Below are 14,742 nucleotides of genomic sequence, written 5' to 3' on the forward strand. Positions count from 1 at the left end.
CGGACAAAATGGACTGATAATTAGTTATCAAAGCAAGCACGTATTAATACTTTTAAAAAAGTAAAAAAGCATGCGCCCGCCTTCCATTTAATTCTCTCCAATGCTCACATATTGAATTGAAAGCCTAAGTTCAAGCCCAGCCACCCTTTCCTGATGGTTGCGGAAATCCTACACATTCGTTCGGAAGCGTAACAGAATATTGTTTTTCCAGAGGCAAGTCTAAAATCCCATGTATTTTATGGTCCTATGAGCCAGTAAGCCAAACCCTTACCTCCTCGATAACCTGGCACCATTAACTGAGAAATCAAATTAATGCGCTCCATTCCTTGCAAGCTTCAGAATAAATACCGTCCAATAAACAAAATCGCGCTTGGCGCCGCCAGCCTGCTGATCCTGTCAGGCTGCTCGACGTTGAACGTCGATGGCGCCAAGCTGACGTTGCCTGAAGTGCGCGCCGCGCTGCGGGAGGACAAAACCGCCCTGGCCCGCGACGTCGAGCCGCTAAACGGCCCGCTGACCTTGGACAACGCCATCGCCCGCGCCATCAAATACAACGCTGACCGCCGCTTCCGCGCTATAGAACTGGCAGTGGCTCAGGACAGTTTTGAAGCAGGCAAATACGATATGCTGCCCAAGCTGGTAGCCTCGGCCGGCTACCGCGACCGCAGCAACGACCTGATCACGCGCAGCACCGATTCGGTCACCGGTGAACCGTCGCTGGCCCACCCGTATATTTCTTCCGAACGGCAGGCGCTGAATACAGAAATTGGCATTTCCTGGAGCCTGCTCGACTTCGGCCAAAGCTATTACGCCGCGCGCCAGAACGCCGACCGTGTATTGATCGCCGCCGAGCGCCATCGCAAGGCCCTGAATAACCTGGTGCAGGACGTTCGCTCGGCCTACTGGCGGGTCGTGGCGGCGCAAAATCTGCTGCCGCAGCTGCGCCAGACCATTGCCGATTCCGAGGCGGCGCTCAAGGATGCGCGCAAGGCTGAAGACGACCGCATCCGTACGCCGCTGGAACCGCTGCGTTACCAACGCCAGCTGCTGGAAAACCTGCGCCTGCTGGAAACGATCGAACAGGAGCTGTCGACCGGCAAAGTCGAGTTGGCCACCCTGGCAAACCTGCCGCTGACAGCTGACTACACCGTGGTCGAGCCGGCCAACGAAGTCAACGCTGCTTGGCTGCAGCAGCCGGTCGACCGTCTGGAAGAGTACGCACTATTGCGCAACCCGGACCTGCGCGAAGGCATCTACAACGCCCGCATCGCCCAGCAGGAAACCCGGCGTGCGCTGCTGAAGATCTTCCCTGGCCTGTCATTCAACTATGGCGTCAAGCACAGCAATGACGACTACCTGATCCACCGCAACTGGAACGAAGCGGGCGCACAGATTTCCTTCAACCTCCTGGGCTTGCTATCGGCCCCGGCACAGATGCGCCTGGCCGATGATGGTGTTGCGCTGGCCAACCAGCGCCGCATGGCGACCCAAATGGCCGTGCTGAGCCAACTGCATATCGCGCGCCTGCAATATGCCAACACGATCCGCCAGTACGAGCGCGCCGACGCCATTGCGGGCGTCGACAATCGCATCGCCCAGCACGTCGCCAACCAGGCCGAAGTGCAGAAGCAGTCGGCCCTGGACCGCATTTCGCAGCAGAGCAGCACTGTCCTGTCGCAGCTGCGCCGCTACCAGGCGCTGTCCAACGCGCAGGCCGCTGCCTCGCGCCTGCAGGCGACGCTGGGCATGGAGCCGGCCATCGCAGGTGCCGCCAACATGCCGCTGGACCAACTGACCGCGGCCGTCGGGCAGTCGCTGCAACGCTGGAACCAGGGCCAGCTGCCGCCGCTGAAGGACGGTAAATGAGCGCTGGACGCACTACCCTGGCCAGCCTGCTGGCAGCTGCCGCCCTGCCCCTGTTGAGCACCCGGGCCGCCACGCCGCCAACGGTCGGCGCTGCGCTCGATAGCCGTGAGATCCGTGCCCAGTTGATGCCGCGCCGCTACACGACCCTTGCCGCCGAGATCGGCGCCAAGATCAATCGCCTGCCGCTGGCTGAAGGCGCATCGTTCAAGCAGGGCCAGTTGCTGGTGCAGTTCGACTGTACGCTGCAGCAAGCGCAGCAGGCCAAGGCCGAGGCGGCGCTGATGGCGGCCGACACCAACTGGAAGGGCAACCAGAAGCTGGCTCAACTGAACTCGGTTGGCAAGGTCGAGCTGGATGTGTCAAAGGCGGAAATGCTGAAGGCCCAGGCCGAAGTGGGGGCCAGCCGCGCGCTGCTGGGCAAATGCCAGGTCAGCGCGCCATTTGCCGGCCGCATCGCCGAGCAAAAGGCGCGTGAGCAGCAGTATGTGCAGCCCGGCCAGGCATTGATGGAGATCATCGACGACAGCGCGCTGGAACTGGAATTCATTGTGCCGTCGCGCTGGCTCAACTGGGTGCACAGCGGCAGCGCCTTCCAGGTCAGTATCGATGAAACCGGCAAGACCTACCCGGCCAAGGTGCAGCGTATCGCTGCCAAAGTCGACCCGGTCAGCCAGTCGGTCAAATTGACAGCCGTCATCGAAGGCCGCTACGGCGAGCTGATCGCCGGCATGAGCGGCAAAGTGCTGATGACACCGCCAACGCCGAAGTGATCTTTTACCACAACGGAAAGAAAGGGGATCCAATGAATTCGCGCTCTCACCGCATCACCCGTTGTCTCACCCTGACTGCGACCCTGGCTGCTGCCGCTGGCTGGAACAGCGCCGCCTATGCCTGCTCGGCAGAACCGTATTTGTCGTCAGTCTGCATCATGGCCTGGAGCAGCAATGACTTCCGCGGTTTTCTGCCGGCCGCCGGTCAGCTGCTGAACATCTCGCAAAACTCCGCCTTGTTCTCCCTGCTTGGCACGACCTATGGCGGCAACGGGCAGAGCACGTTCGCCCTGCCCGACCTGCGCGGCCGCGTGGTGGTAGGCGCGGGCACCGGTGCCGATGGCATCCCCTATACCGTGGGCCAAGCTGGCGGCGTTGCCAACGCCACCCTGACGATGGCGCAAATGCCTCTCCACGTCCATAGCTCCGGCGCGGCCAGCCTGAACGGCGTCGCGGTCACGCTCGACCTGAGCAAAGCCACCGGCGCCACCGCCGCGCTGAGCGGTGCGACCTTCACGGCGAATACCAGCGCCCTGACGCTGAAAGCGTTCAGTGGCAACGGTACAGCCTCGGCTCCCGGAGGTGCTGCACTGGCGACTACGGCCTCCCCAAGCAACAAGATTTACTCGACTACCGCGCCTGACGTCAACATGGCGGCGGGCACCTTCGGCGGCAGCATCGCGGTGAGCTCCACCAGCACGATCCCCGTCACCCTGCCGGCATCGGCCAGCGCCACGCTGAGCGGCACCGCGCCGGGCAGCGGCAACACCGGCCCGGCCGGCGGTAGCACGCCGTTCAGCAATATGCAGCCTTACCTTGTGATGAATTACTTTATTTCCACCCAGGGCGTTTACCCTTCCCGCAACTAAAGCAACGCGGCCGCTCTTCAGGGAGAGCGGCCAGTGGAACGATATGCAGTCTATTCGCATTTCCCTCCTGCTCGCCGCCGCGCTGTCTGCGGCGCCAGCGAGCGCAAAAAAGGCATCCGACCATGCGGAGCCGCTGCATGCCGCCTACGCTTTGCTGGACAAAGGCGATTATGCGCACGCCTATCCTGCATTCCTGCGCCAGAGTGGCAAGAATCCACTGGCTCAATTCATGCTCGGGCTGTTTCACCAGATTGGCTGGGGCCGCCCCGTTGACCAGGATGCCGCCTGTGCCTGGTTTGCCAAGGCTGCCAGGGGCAAGATTCCGACCGCCCAGCACTACAGTGCGACCTGCCTGATGCGCACACCCGACGTACCTGGAAACGCGGGTGCCGCGCTGGCCGAATACCTGGCCGCTGCCGAAGGCGGCCACAAAATCTCGCTGTGTTCGGCAGCCGAGTTCTACATCCGTGGTCGTTACGTCGCCAGGGATGTGGTGCGCGGCCTGAACCTGTGCGGCCAGGCCGCGATGGCCAATTCGCCGCCAGCCATGCTGTTGCTGGCCAAATACCTGCAAAACGATCCCGACGTGCCGCGCGACCTGGCCGGCGCGCGCCACTGGTACCAACTGGCTGCGGGACACAACGTGCCCGAGGCACGGTACCAGCTGGCCATCATGCAGTCCCAGGGCGATGGCGGCCCGGTCGACAGCAGTGCGGCGCTGGGCAATATGGAAGCCCTGGCTGCCGCCGGCTACGCCGCAGCCTACCTGCCTACCGCCGTCCTGTATGCCCATCAGCCACCGCAAGCCGACACCGGCGCGCCCAGCGCAGAACACCTGGCCAAGGCCTACCTGTGGGCCAGCGCAGCCAAGGCCAGCCTGGCCGACCCGGCCCCGGCTGAAAAACTGCTGGCCAGTGTCCTGGCCCTCATGCCCGCCGAATGGCGCCCCGGACTGGACCGGAAAGTCGCCGACCATTTGGCCAAATTTGCCGCACCTCGCGCCACCGGCGCATCCCCTGGAGCCTGACATGAACGATTCATCCTTCCCCGCCGATCGACGCCGCCGCCCCCTGCGCCGCAGCTCCCAACTGCTGCCGCTGGAGCAGCGTTTCATGTTCGACGGTGCTGTCGCCGATGCTGCGCATGCCGCCCAGGCGCACGAAGCACCGCCGGTCCCGCCCGCGGTCACGGTGCGGGCGGCCGAGCCGGCCAAGGACCAAGGCAAGAAGGAAGTGGCGATCGTCGATACCTCGCTGGCCAACTACAAGACTCTGGAAGCCGGCCTGCGCGCCGGCGTCGGCATCGTCGAATTCGACGGCAGCAAGGACGGCCTGGCGCAAATCGCGCAATGGGCTGCCAGCCAAAACGGTTACGACGCGATTCACGTCCTGTCGCACGGTGCGCAAAGCGTGGTCGATCTCGGCACCATGCACCTGAGCGAGAGCTCGCTGTCGTCGGCCGCGACCCAGCGGGAACTGGCGCAACTGGGCAAGGCGCTGTCCAGCGACGGCGACCTGCTGTTCTATGCCTGCGATGTCGCCGCCGGTGGCAAAGGCACTGCGCTGCTGGATGGCCTGGCACGCGCGACCGGCGCCGATGTGGCGGCGTCGACCGACGCGACCGGCGCCGCCGGCAAAGGCGGCAACTGGGGGCTTGAAGTCCGTGCGGGCAAGATTGAAACCGAGGCGCTGCGCATCAGTGACTACCAGGACTTGCTGACCCTGGTCACCATCACCAACAGCGACGCCGATTATTCGAACTACCAGTTCACCAAGAGCGTCAATGGCGTTACCTTTACCTTTGCCGGCGACCCGAGCTTCGGCGTCGGCATGGATGCATCCTTCGGGCCAGACGGATTGTATGCATTCGATACCAGTACCGGGAGTGGCGTCAAGCTGACCATCTCCGCCCAGTCTGGTTATATGTTCGACCTGAGCGGCCTTGATGTGGGCACCAATGCCAGCGGAATAAGCATCCAATACACCGATGCCGGCAACCATACCAACACGGTGTCGCCGGGCGTGGCAAACGGCAGCTGGCAAACCCTCTCAGGTTTGGGCAGCACGGTCAGGAACGTAGTCAGCATCGTGCTGACCGCAAATGATTTCACCCTTTTCCAAAATTTTAATTTCATCAACATCCAGACGATAGCGCCGGCCGCCGTGGTCAATAGCGCCTCGCTGTCGTCCGATAGCGGCACCAGCAGCAGCGACTTCATCACCAACGTTGCCAGCCAGACGATCAGCGGTACGCTGAGCAGTGCGCTGGGCACGGGTGAAAAGGTGCAGGTGTCTTACGACAACGGCAGTACCTGGAGCGATGCCACCAGCTACACCGTCGGCTCCAGCAGCTGGAGCACCACCACCACCCTGTCCGGCAGCAATACCTTCCAGGCCCGCGTTTCCAATTCCAATACCTCCAGTACGGCCTATACGCACACCTACACCCTGGACACCACGGCGCCCGCCACCACCTTCAGCAACGCGGCGCTGGGAACCGATACCGGTGCCAGCAACACCGACTTGATCACCAACGTCTCCAGCCAGACCATCAGCGCCACCCTCGGCAGTACGCTGAGCGCGGGCGATGTGCTCAAGGGCTCGCTCGATGGTGGCAGCACCTGGACCGATATCACCGCCAAGGTTTCCGGCACCACGCTGACGTGGAACGGGGCCACGCTTGGCAGCGGGACCAATACCCTGATGCTGAAGGTGACCGACGCTGCCGGCAACGACAGCAGCACCTACAGCAAGAGCTATACGCTGGATACCGTCGCGCCGGCCACCACGATCAGCACCGTCAGCTTCTCGAACGACAGCGGCAGTTCCGGCAGCGACTTCAACACCAACGTCGGGTCGCAAACGGTCAGTGGCACGCTATCGGCCAACCTGCAATCCGGCGAGACGGTGTACGTCTCGATGAACAACGGCGCCACCTGGACCGCGGCCACCGCGACAGTCGGCACGAATACATGGTCGCTGGCAGGCGTCACGCTCACCGCCAGCAACAATATGCGCGTCAAGGTGTCCGACACTGCCGGAAACGATGGCACCGTGCTAGTCCAGGCCTATGTCTACGACGCCACGGCGCCCGGCACGACGTTCAGCGGCCTGGCTTTCTCCAACGACAGCGGAGTCGCCGGCGACTTCATCACCAATACCGCCAGCCAGACCATCAGTGCCACATTGAGTGGCAGCCTGGCAGGAGGCGATATCCTGTACGGTTCGCTCGATGGCGGCAGCACATGGACGAACATCACCAGCAACGTCAGCGGCACCGCGCTGAGCTGGACGGGCGTTACCCTCACAGGCAGCAACACCGTGCAGCTGAAGGTAGTGGACGCCGCCGGCAACCAGGGCGCGGCAAGCAGCCAAGCGTATGTGCTGGACACCGGCGCCCCTTCCGCGCCGTCCGCGCCGGTGCTGACCATCGACAGCGGTATTTCCAGCAGCGACCTGGTCACCAATGTCAACACGCCTACGTTCACGGGAAGCGCAGAGAATGGCAGCACGGTCAGGATCTACGATGCCGCTGTACTGCTGGGCAGCGTGACCGCCACCGGTGGTGTCTGGAGCTACACTTCGACCACGCTTGGCGAGGGCAGCCACAACATCTCTGCAACGGCAACTGACGCGGCCGGCAATGTCTCTGCATCGTCCAGTGCCATTGCGGTGACAGTGGATACCACTGCTCCAGTGGTCAATTCCGTGTCCGTGCCGGCGAACGCCACTTACTACACTGGCAATACGCTGGACTTCATTGTCAACTTCAGCGAAGCCGTATACGTGGACACCAGTGGCGGCACGCCGCGTATCGCGATGGTGATTGGCGCCACCACACGCTACGCCAACTACCTTTCCGGCTCTGGCACCAGTGCCCTGGTGTTCCGCTATACCGTGGTCAACGGCGACAGCGACAGTGACGGCATCACGGTCGGCGCCATGACATCCAACGGTGGCGTGCTGTCCGACTTGGCGGGAAACATCGGCGTCAACACGCTGAATAGCGTCGGCAGCACGGCAGCGGTCCTGGTCGATGGCTCGCAACCCAGTGTCACCAACATCAGCTCGACTACCGCCGACGGCGCCTATCGCACTGGCAGCACCATCACCATCACGGTCGATTTCAGCGGCACCGTGAACGTTGACACTACCGGCGGCACGCCGACGCTGGCACTCAATTCCGGTGGTACCGCTACGTACAGCGGCGGCAGCGGCAGCAGCACCCTGACCTTCAGCTATACGGTGATGGCGGGAGAAAACAGCGCCGATCTCGATTACACCAGCAGCAGCGCCCTTTCCCTTAATGGCGCCACCATTGCGGACGCGGGCGCCAGCGGCCAAAGCGCCTCCTTGACACTGGCCGCACCGGGCGCCGCCAGCTCGCTCGGCGCCAACAAGAACATTGATATCGACACCATTGCGCCTGTCGTCACCGGAAGCACGGCTGCATTCTCGGCCGATACCGGCATTTCCAGCACGGACCTGATCACCAATGTGGCAGCGCAAAGCATCAGCGGCACGCTGACCGGGAGCCTGCCGGCCGGGGACAGCGTACAAGTCTCGCTGGACAACGGCGCCACCTGGACCACCGCTCTTGCCTCAGGCAACAGCTGGTCGCTTGCCGCACCCGTCGTACTTACCGGCAGCAATACATTGCAAGTGCGCGTCGTCGACCCCGCCGGCAACGCCGGCAGCGCCGCCTCCTTTGCCTACGTGCTGGACACCGCCGCCCCTGCTACCGCTTTCAGCAATATCGCCTTCTCCAGCGACACCGGCATCAGCAATATCGACCTGGTCACCAACATCAGCGCGCAAACCATCAGCGCCAACCTGAGCGCCGCTATGGCAAGCGGCGAACGGCTGTTTGGTTCGCTGGACAACGGCGCCACCTGGGCCGACATCACCAGCAAGGTCAGCGGCACGACGCTGAACTGGGACGGCATCACGCTAAGCGGCAGCAACACCTTGCAGCTGCGTATGACAGATGCCGCCGGCAATGATGGCGCCATTACCAGCAAGGCCTACGTGCTCGACACGACGGCACCGGGCACCGCCATCGCCAGCGCATCCTTTTCCGGCGACAGCGGCAGCAGCGCGAGCGATTTCATCACCAGCGTGGCGGCTCAAGTCCTCAGTGGCACGCTGTCCACCAACCTGGGGGCCGGCGAAACCGTTTACGTTTCCCTGGACAATGGCGCCACCTGGCACGCCGCCAGCGCCAGCGTCGGCCAGAATAGCTGGTCGCTTGGCGGCCAGACGCTCAGTGCCAGCAATACCCTGCTGGTGAAAGTCAGCGACGTCGCCGGCAACGATGGTCCGGTCCACGCGCAAGCCTATGTTTTCGACACAACAGCGCCAGTCAGTCCATCTGCCGATACCGTGTTCAGTAGCGATCTGGCGCCGGTGCTGTCAGGCAGCGCTGCGCTTGCTAGCGGCGAGACGCTTACCGTCACGGTCGGCGGTGCGAAATACATCGTCAGCCCGGTCGGTGGCCACTGGAGCCTGGACCTTTCCAGCGCCACGCCCGCCAGCGGCACCCTGGCCCTTGCTCAAAACAGCAGCTACGACATCCTTGCGACCGCCACCGATTCCGCCGGCAATACCAGCAGCGGCACCGGCAAGCTAACCATCGCCTCCACGCCACTGGTTACCGGCTTCCAGCTGTCGGCCGATAGCGGCATCAGCAACAGCGATTTCATCACCAACGTGGCTGCACAGACCGTGAGCGGAACTTTATCGGCCCCACTGTTCAACGGCCAAACGGTGGAAGTGTCAGTCGACGGCGGCGCCACCTGGAGCCCGGCAAATGCCAGCGGAAATAGCTGGAGCGCCAACGTGACGCTCAATGGCAGCAACACCCTGATGGCGCGCGTTACCAGCGTCAGCGGGAGCGGCACGCCACTGCAGCATGCATTCACACTGGACACCACACCACCAACCACCGCGCCATCGCTCATCTCGCTAAGCACGGAAGGTATCGTCGACGGTGCCCTCTCGGCCCCTTTGGCTGCCGGCGAAGCCTTGCACGCTTCGTTAGATGGCGGAACCACCTGGTCTGCCGTCAGCACCATCGGTCGAGCCTGGTCCGTGAACAGCAACGGTGCCAGCAGCGTCCAAGTAGCCGTGCGCGACACCGCCGGGAATAGCGGCGCCACGCTGGTGATCAATACTGCGGTGCCGCCAGCGATTCCCTTGCCCGTTACGCCGATGATGGCAGTTGCCCCGCCCAGTGCGCCATTCACCGTCGTTCCGGGTGGGGATGAACAGCAGGGGCAGGACCACCCGGCTGCGACGGCGCCATTGGTGCTGCCGCTGACCAGCATGGGCGGGGACATTGCCTCCAGTTGGCCGGGCGCCGCGCCCAAACCGGTGCTGGACATTCTGCCAGCCACCGTCGCACTGGCACCGGTTCCAGGATTCGACCCCGGCCAAAGCGCAACGGCCTTCAGGGATGTACAAGGATCGACCGGTGTCACCTTCCAGATCGCCATCGTGCCGGAACTGCCGGGTGGCGATACGCTGGTGGCATACCGGCCTATCCCGGATGTCAGCAGCGCTAGCGGCCAGCGGATATCCGTACAGATAGGCAGCGATGCCTTTGCCCAATCGAGCAAGAGCGCGAGCGTCATGTTGAGCGCGCAATCGGCGGACGGTTCACCGCTTCCCGGATGGATCAGGTTTGATGCCCGCACCGGGCGCTTTGAAGGCACGTCACCGCCGGCTTTCGAAGGCACCCTGAGCTTCAAGGTCATTGCGCGCGACAGCAAAGGCCATATCGCAACACAGGTGTTCAAGATTGTCGTTTCCAAGGATGGGCAAGCCGGTAAGCACAGCGAATGGCATGCAGAACCGGCCGGCCGGTCAAGTCTCGGTGAACAGCTGCGCGCGGCGCGCAGTGCGGCTGCGGCCCGTCTGGCGGCGCTCTCGCCATGAACGACGGCGCACTGCAGAATCCCTTGCTGCTCCTGCTGGAACTGGCCCAGCGCGCGCGCGCTGCGGCCAGTGCCAACGAACTGGCCTTCCTGGCGGTGAACGACAGCCGTGCGATGGCGCCTTATCGCCAGGCTGCGCTATGGTTCCAGTCCAGTGGCGTGCATACCCTGTCCGCCGTGGTCACGGTGGAAGCCAATGCACCCTACGCGCAGTGGCTGGACCAGCTTTGCCGCACACTCTCCGAACAGCACACGCTGACGACGCCGCTGGACATCGATCCAGCCCAGCTTCCAACTGCCATCAAAGGCGAATGGGACGAATGGCTGCCAGCGCACGCGACCTGGTTGCCGCTGCGTGGCTTGGCCAGTCCAGGCGGCCTGCTGCTGGCCGGTGAGGCTGCCCTGCCGCCCCATCAACTGGCGCTGTTGAGCGAATGGATGGACATCTGGCAGCACGCCTGGCGCGCCGCGCATCCGCCGCCGGGCTGGTCACTGGGCCGCCTGCCCACGCTGCTACGCGGCTGGTGGCAAGGCGGCACCCAGGACAAGCGCTGGCCTCGCCGGCTGGGCACTGTTGCCGTGCTTCTGGCCGTGCTGATGTTTCCGGTTCGGCTGACGGTTCTGGCGCCGGGCGAACTGGTGCCGGCCAATCCGGCCACCATACGCGCGCCGCTCGATGGCGTGATCGCCGCAATCTCCGTACGTCCGAACCAGGTGGTGACGGCTGGCCAGCCGCTGTTCTCATTCGACCAGGCTCCTATTGGCAGCCGGCTGAATGTGGCGCGCGAGGCCCTGTCCACCGCACAGGCAGAGTATCGCCAGAACGCCCAGCTGATGCTCAACGATCCACGCGCACGAAGCCAGCTGGCCGCGGCGCTCGGCAAGGTGGCGGAGAAGCAGGCCCAGGCCGAATTCCTTGAAGGCCTGGCGCAGCGCTCGCGGGTGTTGGCGCCGCAGGCCGGCATCGTCCTGTTCGACGATCCATCCGAATGGATAGGCCGTCCGGTGCAAACCGGCGAGCGCATCATGCAGGTCGCAGCGCCTGACGATGTTGAAATCGAAGCCTGGGTACCGATTGGCGATGCCATCCCCCTGGCCAACAACGCCCCACTACATCTCTACCTGGCCACGACGCCAATGTCGCCACTGAGCGGTTCGCTACGCTACATGAGCCACCGCGCCGTGACTCGTCCGGACGGAAGCTACGCCTATCGGGTGCGCGCGAGGCTGAACGCCCCCTCCGGCCAGCGTATCGGCCTCAAAGGCACAGCCAAACTGGGCGGAGAGCGTGTACCACTGATCTACTGGATACTGCGCCGGCCGTTGGCCAGCATTCGCCAGTTCATCGCACTTTAAGGGCGCCCCATGTCATCACGCCTTCCCCTGCTGCGCCAGGAACTATCGATCTCAGTCGGGCCGCGCCTGGCCGACGGCCAGCCCAGCTGGACGCTGCACGACCCGGTGCGCAATCTGTTCTTCCAACTGGACTGGCCCAGCTTTGAAATGCTGAACCGCTGGGGCCTGCACGAGCCACAAGCCTTGCTTGCACAGGTCAACCGCGATACCACCTTGCAGCTGGAAGCAGGAGATCTCGAACGATTGCAGGCCTTCCTCGCAAATCAGCAACTCCTGCAACCAGCGCTTGGCGCTGCTGCGGAACTGGCCGCCATGCGCGACCGCCAGCGCGGCAGCTGGTACGAATGGCTGCTGCATAACTATCTGTTCTTCCGCATCCCGCTGCTGAAGCCGGATCGCTGGCTTGGCAGGCTCACACCGCAACTGACCTTTCTGTTCTCGCCGCTATTCCTCTGGCTGACGCTGGCCGCTGGCGTGTTCGGACTGGCCGGTGCCTACCGCGAGTGGGACCGTTTTACCGCAACGCTGATGGACACCCTGAGCTGGCAAGGTGCGCTTCTGTACGGCTGCGCCGTCACCTTCGCAAAGATCTGCCATGAATTCGGACACGCACTGACGGCCAAGCGTTACGGCTGTCGCGTACCGGCCATGGGCATCGCCTTCCTGGTCATGTGGCCTGTGGCCTACACCGACACCAACGAAGTATGGAAATTGCCGCGCCGCGAACAGCGCCTGGCAGTCGCAGGTGCCGGTATCGCGACAGAACTGATGATCGCCGCATGGGCCACGCTGGCATGGGTGTGGTTGCCGGACGGAGCACCGAAACAGCTCGCCTTCCTGCTCTCCACTACCACCTGGATTTCGACCGTGGTGATCAACGCCAGCCCGTTCATGCGTTTTGACGGCTACTTCCTGCTGTCGGATTATCTTGGCATGCCCAACCTGCACAACCGAGCGTTTGCACTGGCACGCTGGGATCTGCGCGAGCGCCTGTTCGCGCTGGGCGACCCAGTTCCCGAACCTTTTCCGCCGCGTTTGCAGAAAGGGCTGATTCTATTTGCCTGGATGGTGTGGATTTATCGCTTGGTCGTATTCCTCGGGATTGCCGCGCTTGTCTACCACTTCTTCATCAAGGCCGTGGGCATCCTTCTGTTCATGGTGGAGATCAGCTGGTTCGTCGCATTGCCAGTGTGGCGCGAGCTGCAAGCGTGGCGCACGCGCTGGAGCGTCCTTCGCCATAGCCGCCGCGCCAAACGCAGTGCCGTCGTTTTCCTGTTCTTGGCGGGCCTGTTCCTGATACCGTGGCCGAATCGCGTGCTGAGTTCGGGGCTGCTGCAACCGAGCCAGCGCCTGGCGCTGTATGCACCGGGTAATGCAGTCCTCGAGGCGCTGCCGGTAAAGAATGGCCAGCAAGTAGCAGCAGGCATGCCGCTGCTACGCCTGTCTACGCCAGAACTGGCGCTTCGCGAAGGTGAGACCAGTGCGCACCAGGATGCGCTGGCCTGGCAGTCAGCAGCAGCCGGCCTGGACACGGCAAGCCGCAAGGACTGGCAGGTTCTGCATGACCAGCTGGTTTATGCCAATGCAGAAAGCGCGACTGTGGACTCGGACCTGCAGCGCTACCGTCCAGTGGCGCCGAATGCCGGCGTGCTGGTCGATATCGACCCTGACCTGCGCCCTGGCGACTGGCTGAAGGGCCAGGAATACCTGGGATCGCTGATTACGCCAGGGCGTTGGCAAGTTGTCACCTATATCGACGAAGAGGCCGTGCGACGTATCGCCAAAGGAGATCGTGCGCTGTTCATTGCCGACGGCATGTCCGGGCCCGTGGTGCACCTGAGCGTGTCGAGCATCGACCGCGATGCCAGCCGTACCTTGGGCGAGCCTGAGTTAGCCGCAACGTTTGGTGGCGACGTGCTGGTGCGGGAGAAGGCTGGCGCGCTGTATCCTGAACATGCTGTGTACCGCGTGCTGCTTGTGGCGGATGCTGAACTGCCTCCGACGAATCCGGAATGGCGCGGCCATGTCGCCATTGCCGGGCAATGGGAGGCGCCTGCGTTGCGCTTCCTGCGCACCGCAGCCTCAGTAGCCTGGCGCGAAGCGGGTTTTTAATCTGAGCATCGCCATCCATCTTGACCAATGGGCCAACTTTAATCCTCAGCACGTCTCAAGGCTTCATACCACTCGCCAATCCCAATTCGGGTCCAAGGTAATATTTCGCAAGAAATTAGAGCCCGAAATTAACTGGCCATAATCGTTATCTATCCACGTCTCTTCAAGATCGGCTCGAAAATGCAACAACAAGGTACCCATCACACTCTTAGCTAGCTCAAAATCGTTGAAGCTGAGAAGATAGAATTTGCTCCTCACTAATGAGCTTCGCAAAACGTCAGACAAGCCTACACACTCAGCATAATCTTGAGCGGCTTCGCCTGCGTCCAATTCAGCAATCGAAACATAAACCGCATGAGACTCAGCATTAACCTGCTGAATATGCAGATCGCTGCTTCCGCTTTGCCGTTGAATCCAAGCAACTCGCCAGCGGTCGCCAAGAATCGTTTCAATCGCCTTCAGCCCACATGAACTTGGCGTAATAACCCCCATTGATTGGGACATTGAAATTCCTCCATTTAATAGCACCAATCAGATCTTGAATGTTACGGGTGATCAATTGGCCTCGCCTGGATATTTTATTAACAACCTTCTACCCAGCCCTTGTCGTATCGTTGATGAACGTGACCGTTCAATCTACGTAAGGCAATGTTCTGTCGAGGACTTGAGTTAACACAGCATGAGCGCTTGATACCTCATTCTTGTATTGAGGCGTCACAACATCACTCTCGCCAGCAGAATTCCTGCCAGGAGTATTATAGTTTTCGACATTGACGCCTTGCACTTTAACCCCGCCAGCAACTAGCTTCTCGACAAATTCGGCCAAACAAGGGTT

8 protein-coding genes are annotated in these 14,742 nt (G+C 62.4%); 7 read left to right on the forward strand and 1 reads right to left on the reverse strand.

Translation table 11 applies throughout. From position 1 onward, the window contains the following. Window positions 1-312 precede the first annotated feature (312 nt). The 7 genes from ACN9MU_RS18485 to ACN9MU_RS18515 are packed head-to-tail and all read left to right on the forward strand — an operon-like array spanning window position 313 to window position 13,907. Window positions 313-1,866, forward strand: a complete 1,554-nt coding sequence (locus tag ACN9MU_RS18485; RefSeq protein WP_426161854.1) for a TolC family protein — start codon at window positions 313-315, stop codon at window positions 1,864-1,866. Then, complete coding sequence (locus tag ACN9MU_RS18490) at window positions 1,863-2,636, forward strand: efflux RND transporter periplasmic adaptor subunit (protein ID WP_426161855.1); 774 nt, start codon at window positions 1,863-1,865, stop codon at window positions 2,634-2,636. Before ACN9MU_RS18485 ends, ACN9MU_RS18490 begins: the two co-directional genes overlap by 4 nt. Window positions 2,637-2,668: 32 nt before the next feature. After that, window positions 2,669-3,505 carry a phage tail protein gene (locus tag ACN9MU_RS18495; RefSeq protein ID WP_426318187.1) on the forward strand — a complete coding sequence of 279 codons (837 nt, stop codon included), beginning with the start codon at window positions 2,669-2,671 and terminating at the stop codon, window positions 3,503-3,505. 43 nt (window positions 3,506-3,548) lie between these two features. After that, entirely contained in the window at window positions 3,549-4,532 is a 984-nt protein-coding gene (locus tag ACN9MU_RS18500; RefSeq protein WP_426343259.1) for a tetratricopeptide repeat protein, read from the forward strand. 1 nt (window position 4,533) lies between these two features. Continuing rightward, window positions 4,534-10,440, forward strand: a complete 5,907-nt coding sequence (locus ACN9MU_RS18505) for an Ig-like domain-containing protein (protein WP_426343260.1) — start codon at window positions 4,534-4,536, stop codon at window positions 10,438-10,440. Next, the gene (locus ACN9MU_RS18510) at window positions 10,437-11,795 is read left to right on the forward strand and encodes an efflux RND transporter periplasmic adaptor subunit (protein ID WP_426343261.1); all 1,359 of its coding nucleotides are present in this window, start codon (window positions 10,437-10,439) and stop codon (window positions 11,793-11,795) included. Before ACN9MU_RS18505 ends, ACN9MU_RS18510 begins: the two co-directional genes overlap by 4 nt. 9 nt (window positions 11,796-11,804) lie before the next feature. After that, entirely contained in the window at window positions 11,805-13,907 is a 2,103-nt protein-coding gene (locus ACN9MU_RS18515; RefSeq protein WP_426343262.1) for an HlyD family efflux transporter periplasmic adaptor subunit, read from the forward strand. Between the two features lie 63 nt (window positions 13,908-13,970). On the opposite strand, the gene ACN9MU_RS18520 is transcribed toward ACN9MU_RS18515, so the two are convergent. After that, entirely contained in the window at window positions 13,971-14,411 is a 441-nt protein-coding gene (locus ACN9MU_RS18520) for a hypothetical protein (protein WP_426343263.1), read from the reverse strand. Between the last annotated feature and the right edge of the window lie 331 nt (window positions 14,412-14,742).

This window comes from Pseudoduganella sp. R-32 (genome assembly GCF_049913245.1).
Lineage (GTDB): Bacteria > Pseudomonadota > Gammaproteobacteria > Burkholderiales > Burkholderiaceae_D > Rugamonas.

What these genes read in the sequence shown, in the direction of transcription:
- ACN9MU_RS18485 (WP_426161854.1), top strand. Translation starts at nt 313, where the DNA reads ATGCGCTCCATTCCTTGCAAGCTTCAGAATAAATACCGTCCAATAAAC.
- ACN9MU_RS18490 (WP_426161855.1), top strand. Translation starts at nt 1,863, where the DNA reads ATGAGCGCTGGACGCACTACCCTGGCCAGCCTGCTGGCAGCTGCCGCC.
- ACN9MU_RS18495 (WP_426318187.1), top strand. Translation starts at nt 2,669, where the DNA reads ATGAATTCGCGCTCTCACCGCATCACCCGTTGTCTCACCCTGACTGCG.
- ACN9MU_RS18500 (WP_426343259.1), top strand. Translation starts at nt 3,549, where the DNA reads ATGCAGTCTATTCGCATTTCCCTCCTGCTCGCCGCCGCGCTGTCTGCG.
- ACN9MU_RS18505 (WP_426343260.1), top strand. Translation starts at nt 4,534, where the DNA reads ATGAACGATTCATCCTTCCCCGCCGATCGACGCCGCCGCCCCCTGCGC.
- ACN9MU_RS18510 (WP_426343261.1), top strand. Translation starts at nt 10,437, where the DNA reads ATGAACGACGGCGCACTGCAGAATCCCTTGCTGCTCCTGCTGGAACTG.
- ACN9MU_RS18515 (WP_426343262.1), top strand. Translation starts at nt 11,805, where the DNA reads ATGTCATCACGCCTTCCCCTGCTGCGCCAGGAACTATCGATCTCAGTC.
- ACN9MU_RS18520 (WP_426343263.1), bottom strand. Translation starts at nt 14,411, where the DNA reads ATGTCCCAATCAATGGGGGTTATTACGCCAAGTTCATGTGGGCTGAAG.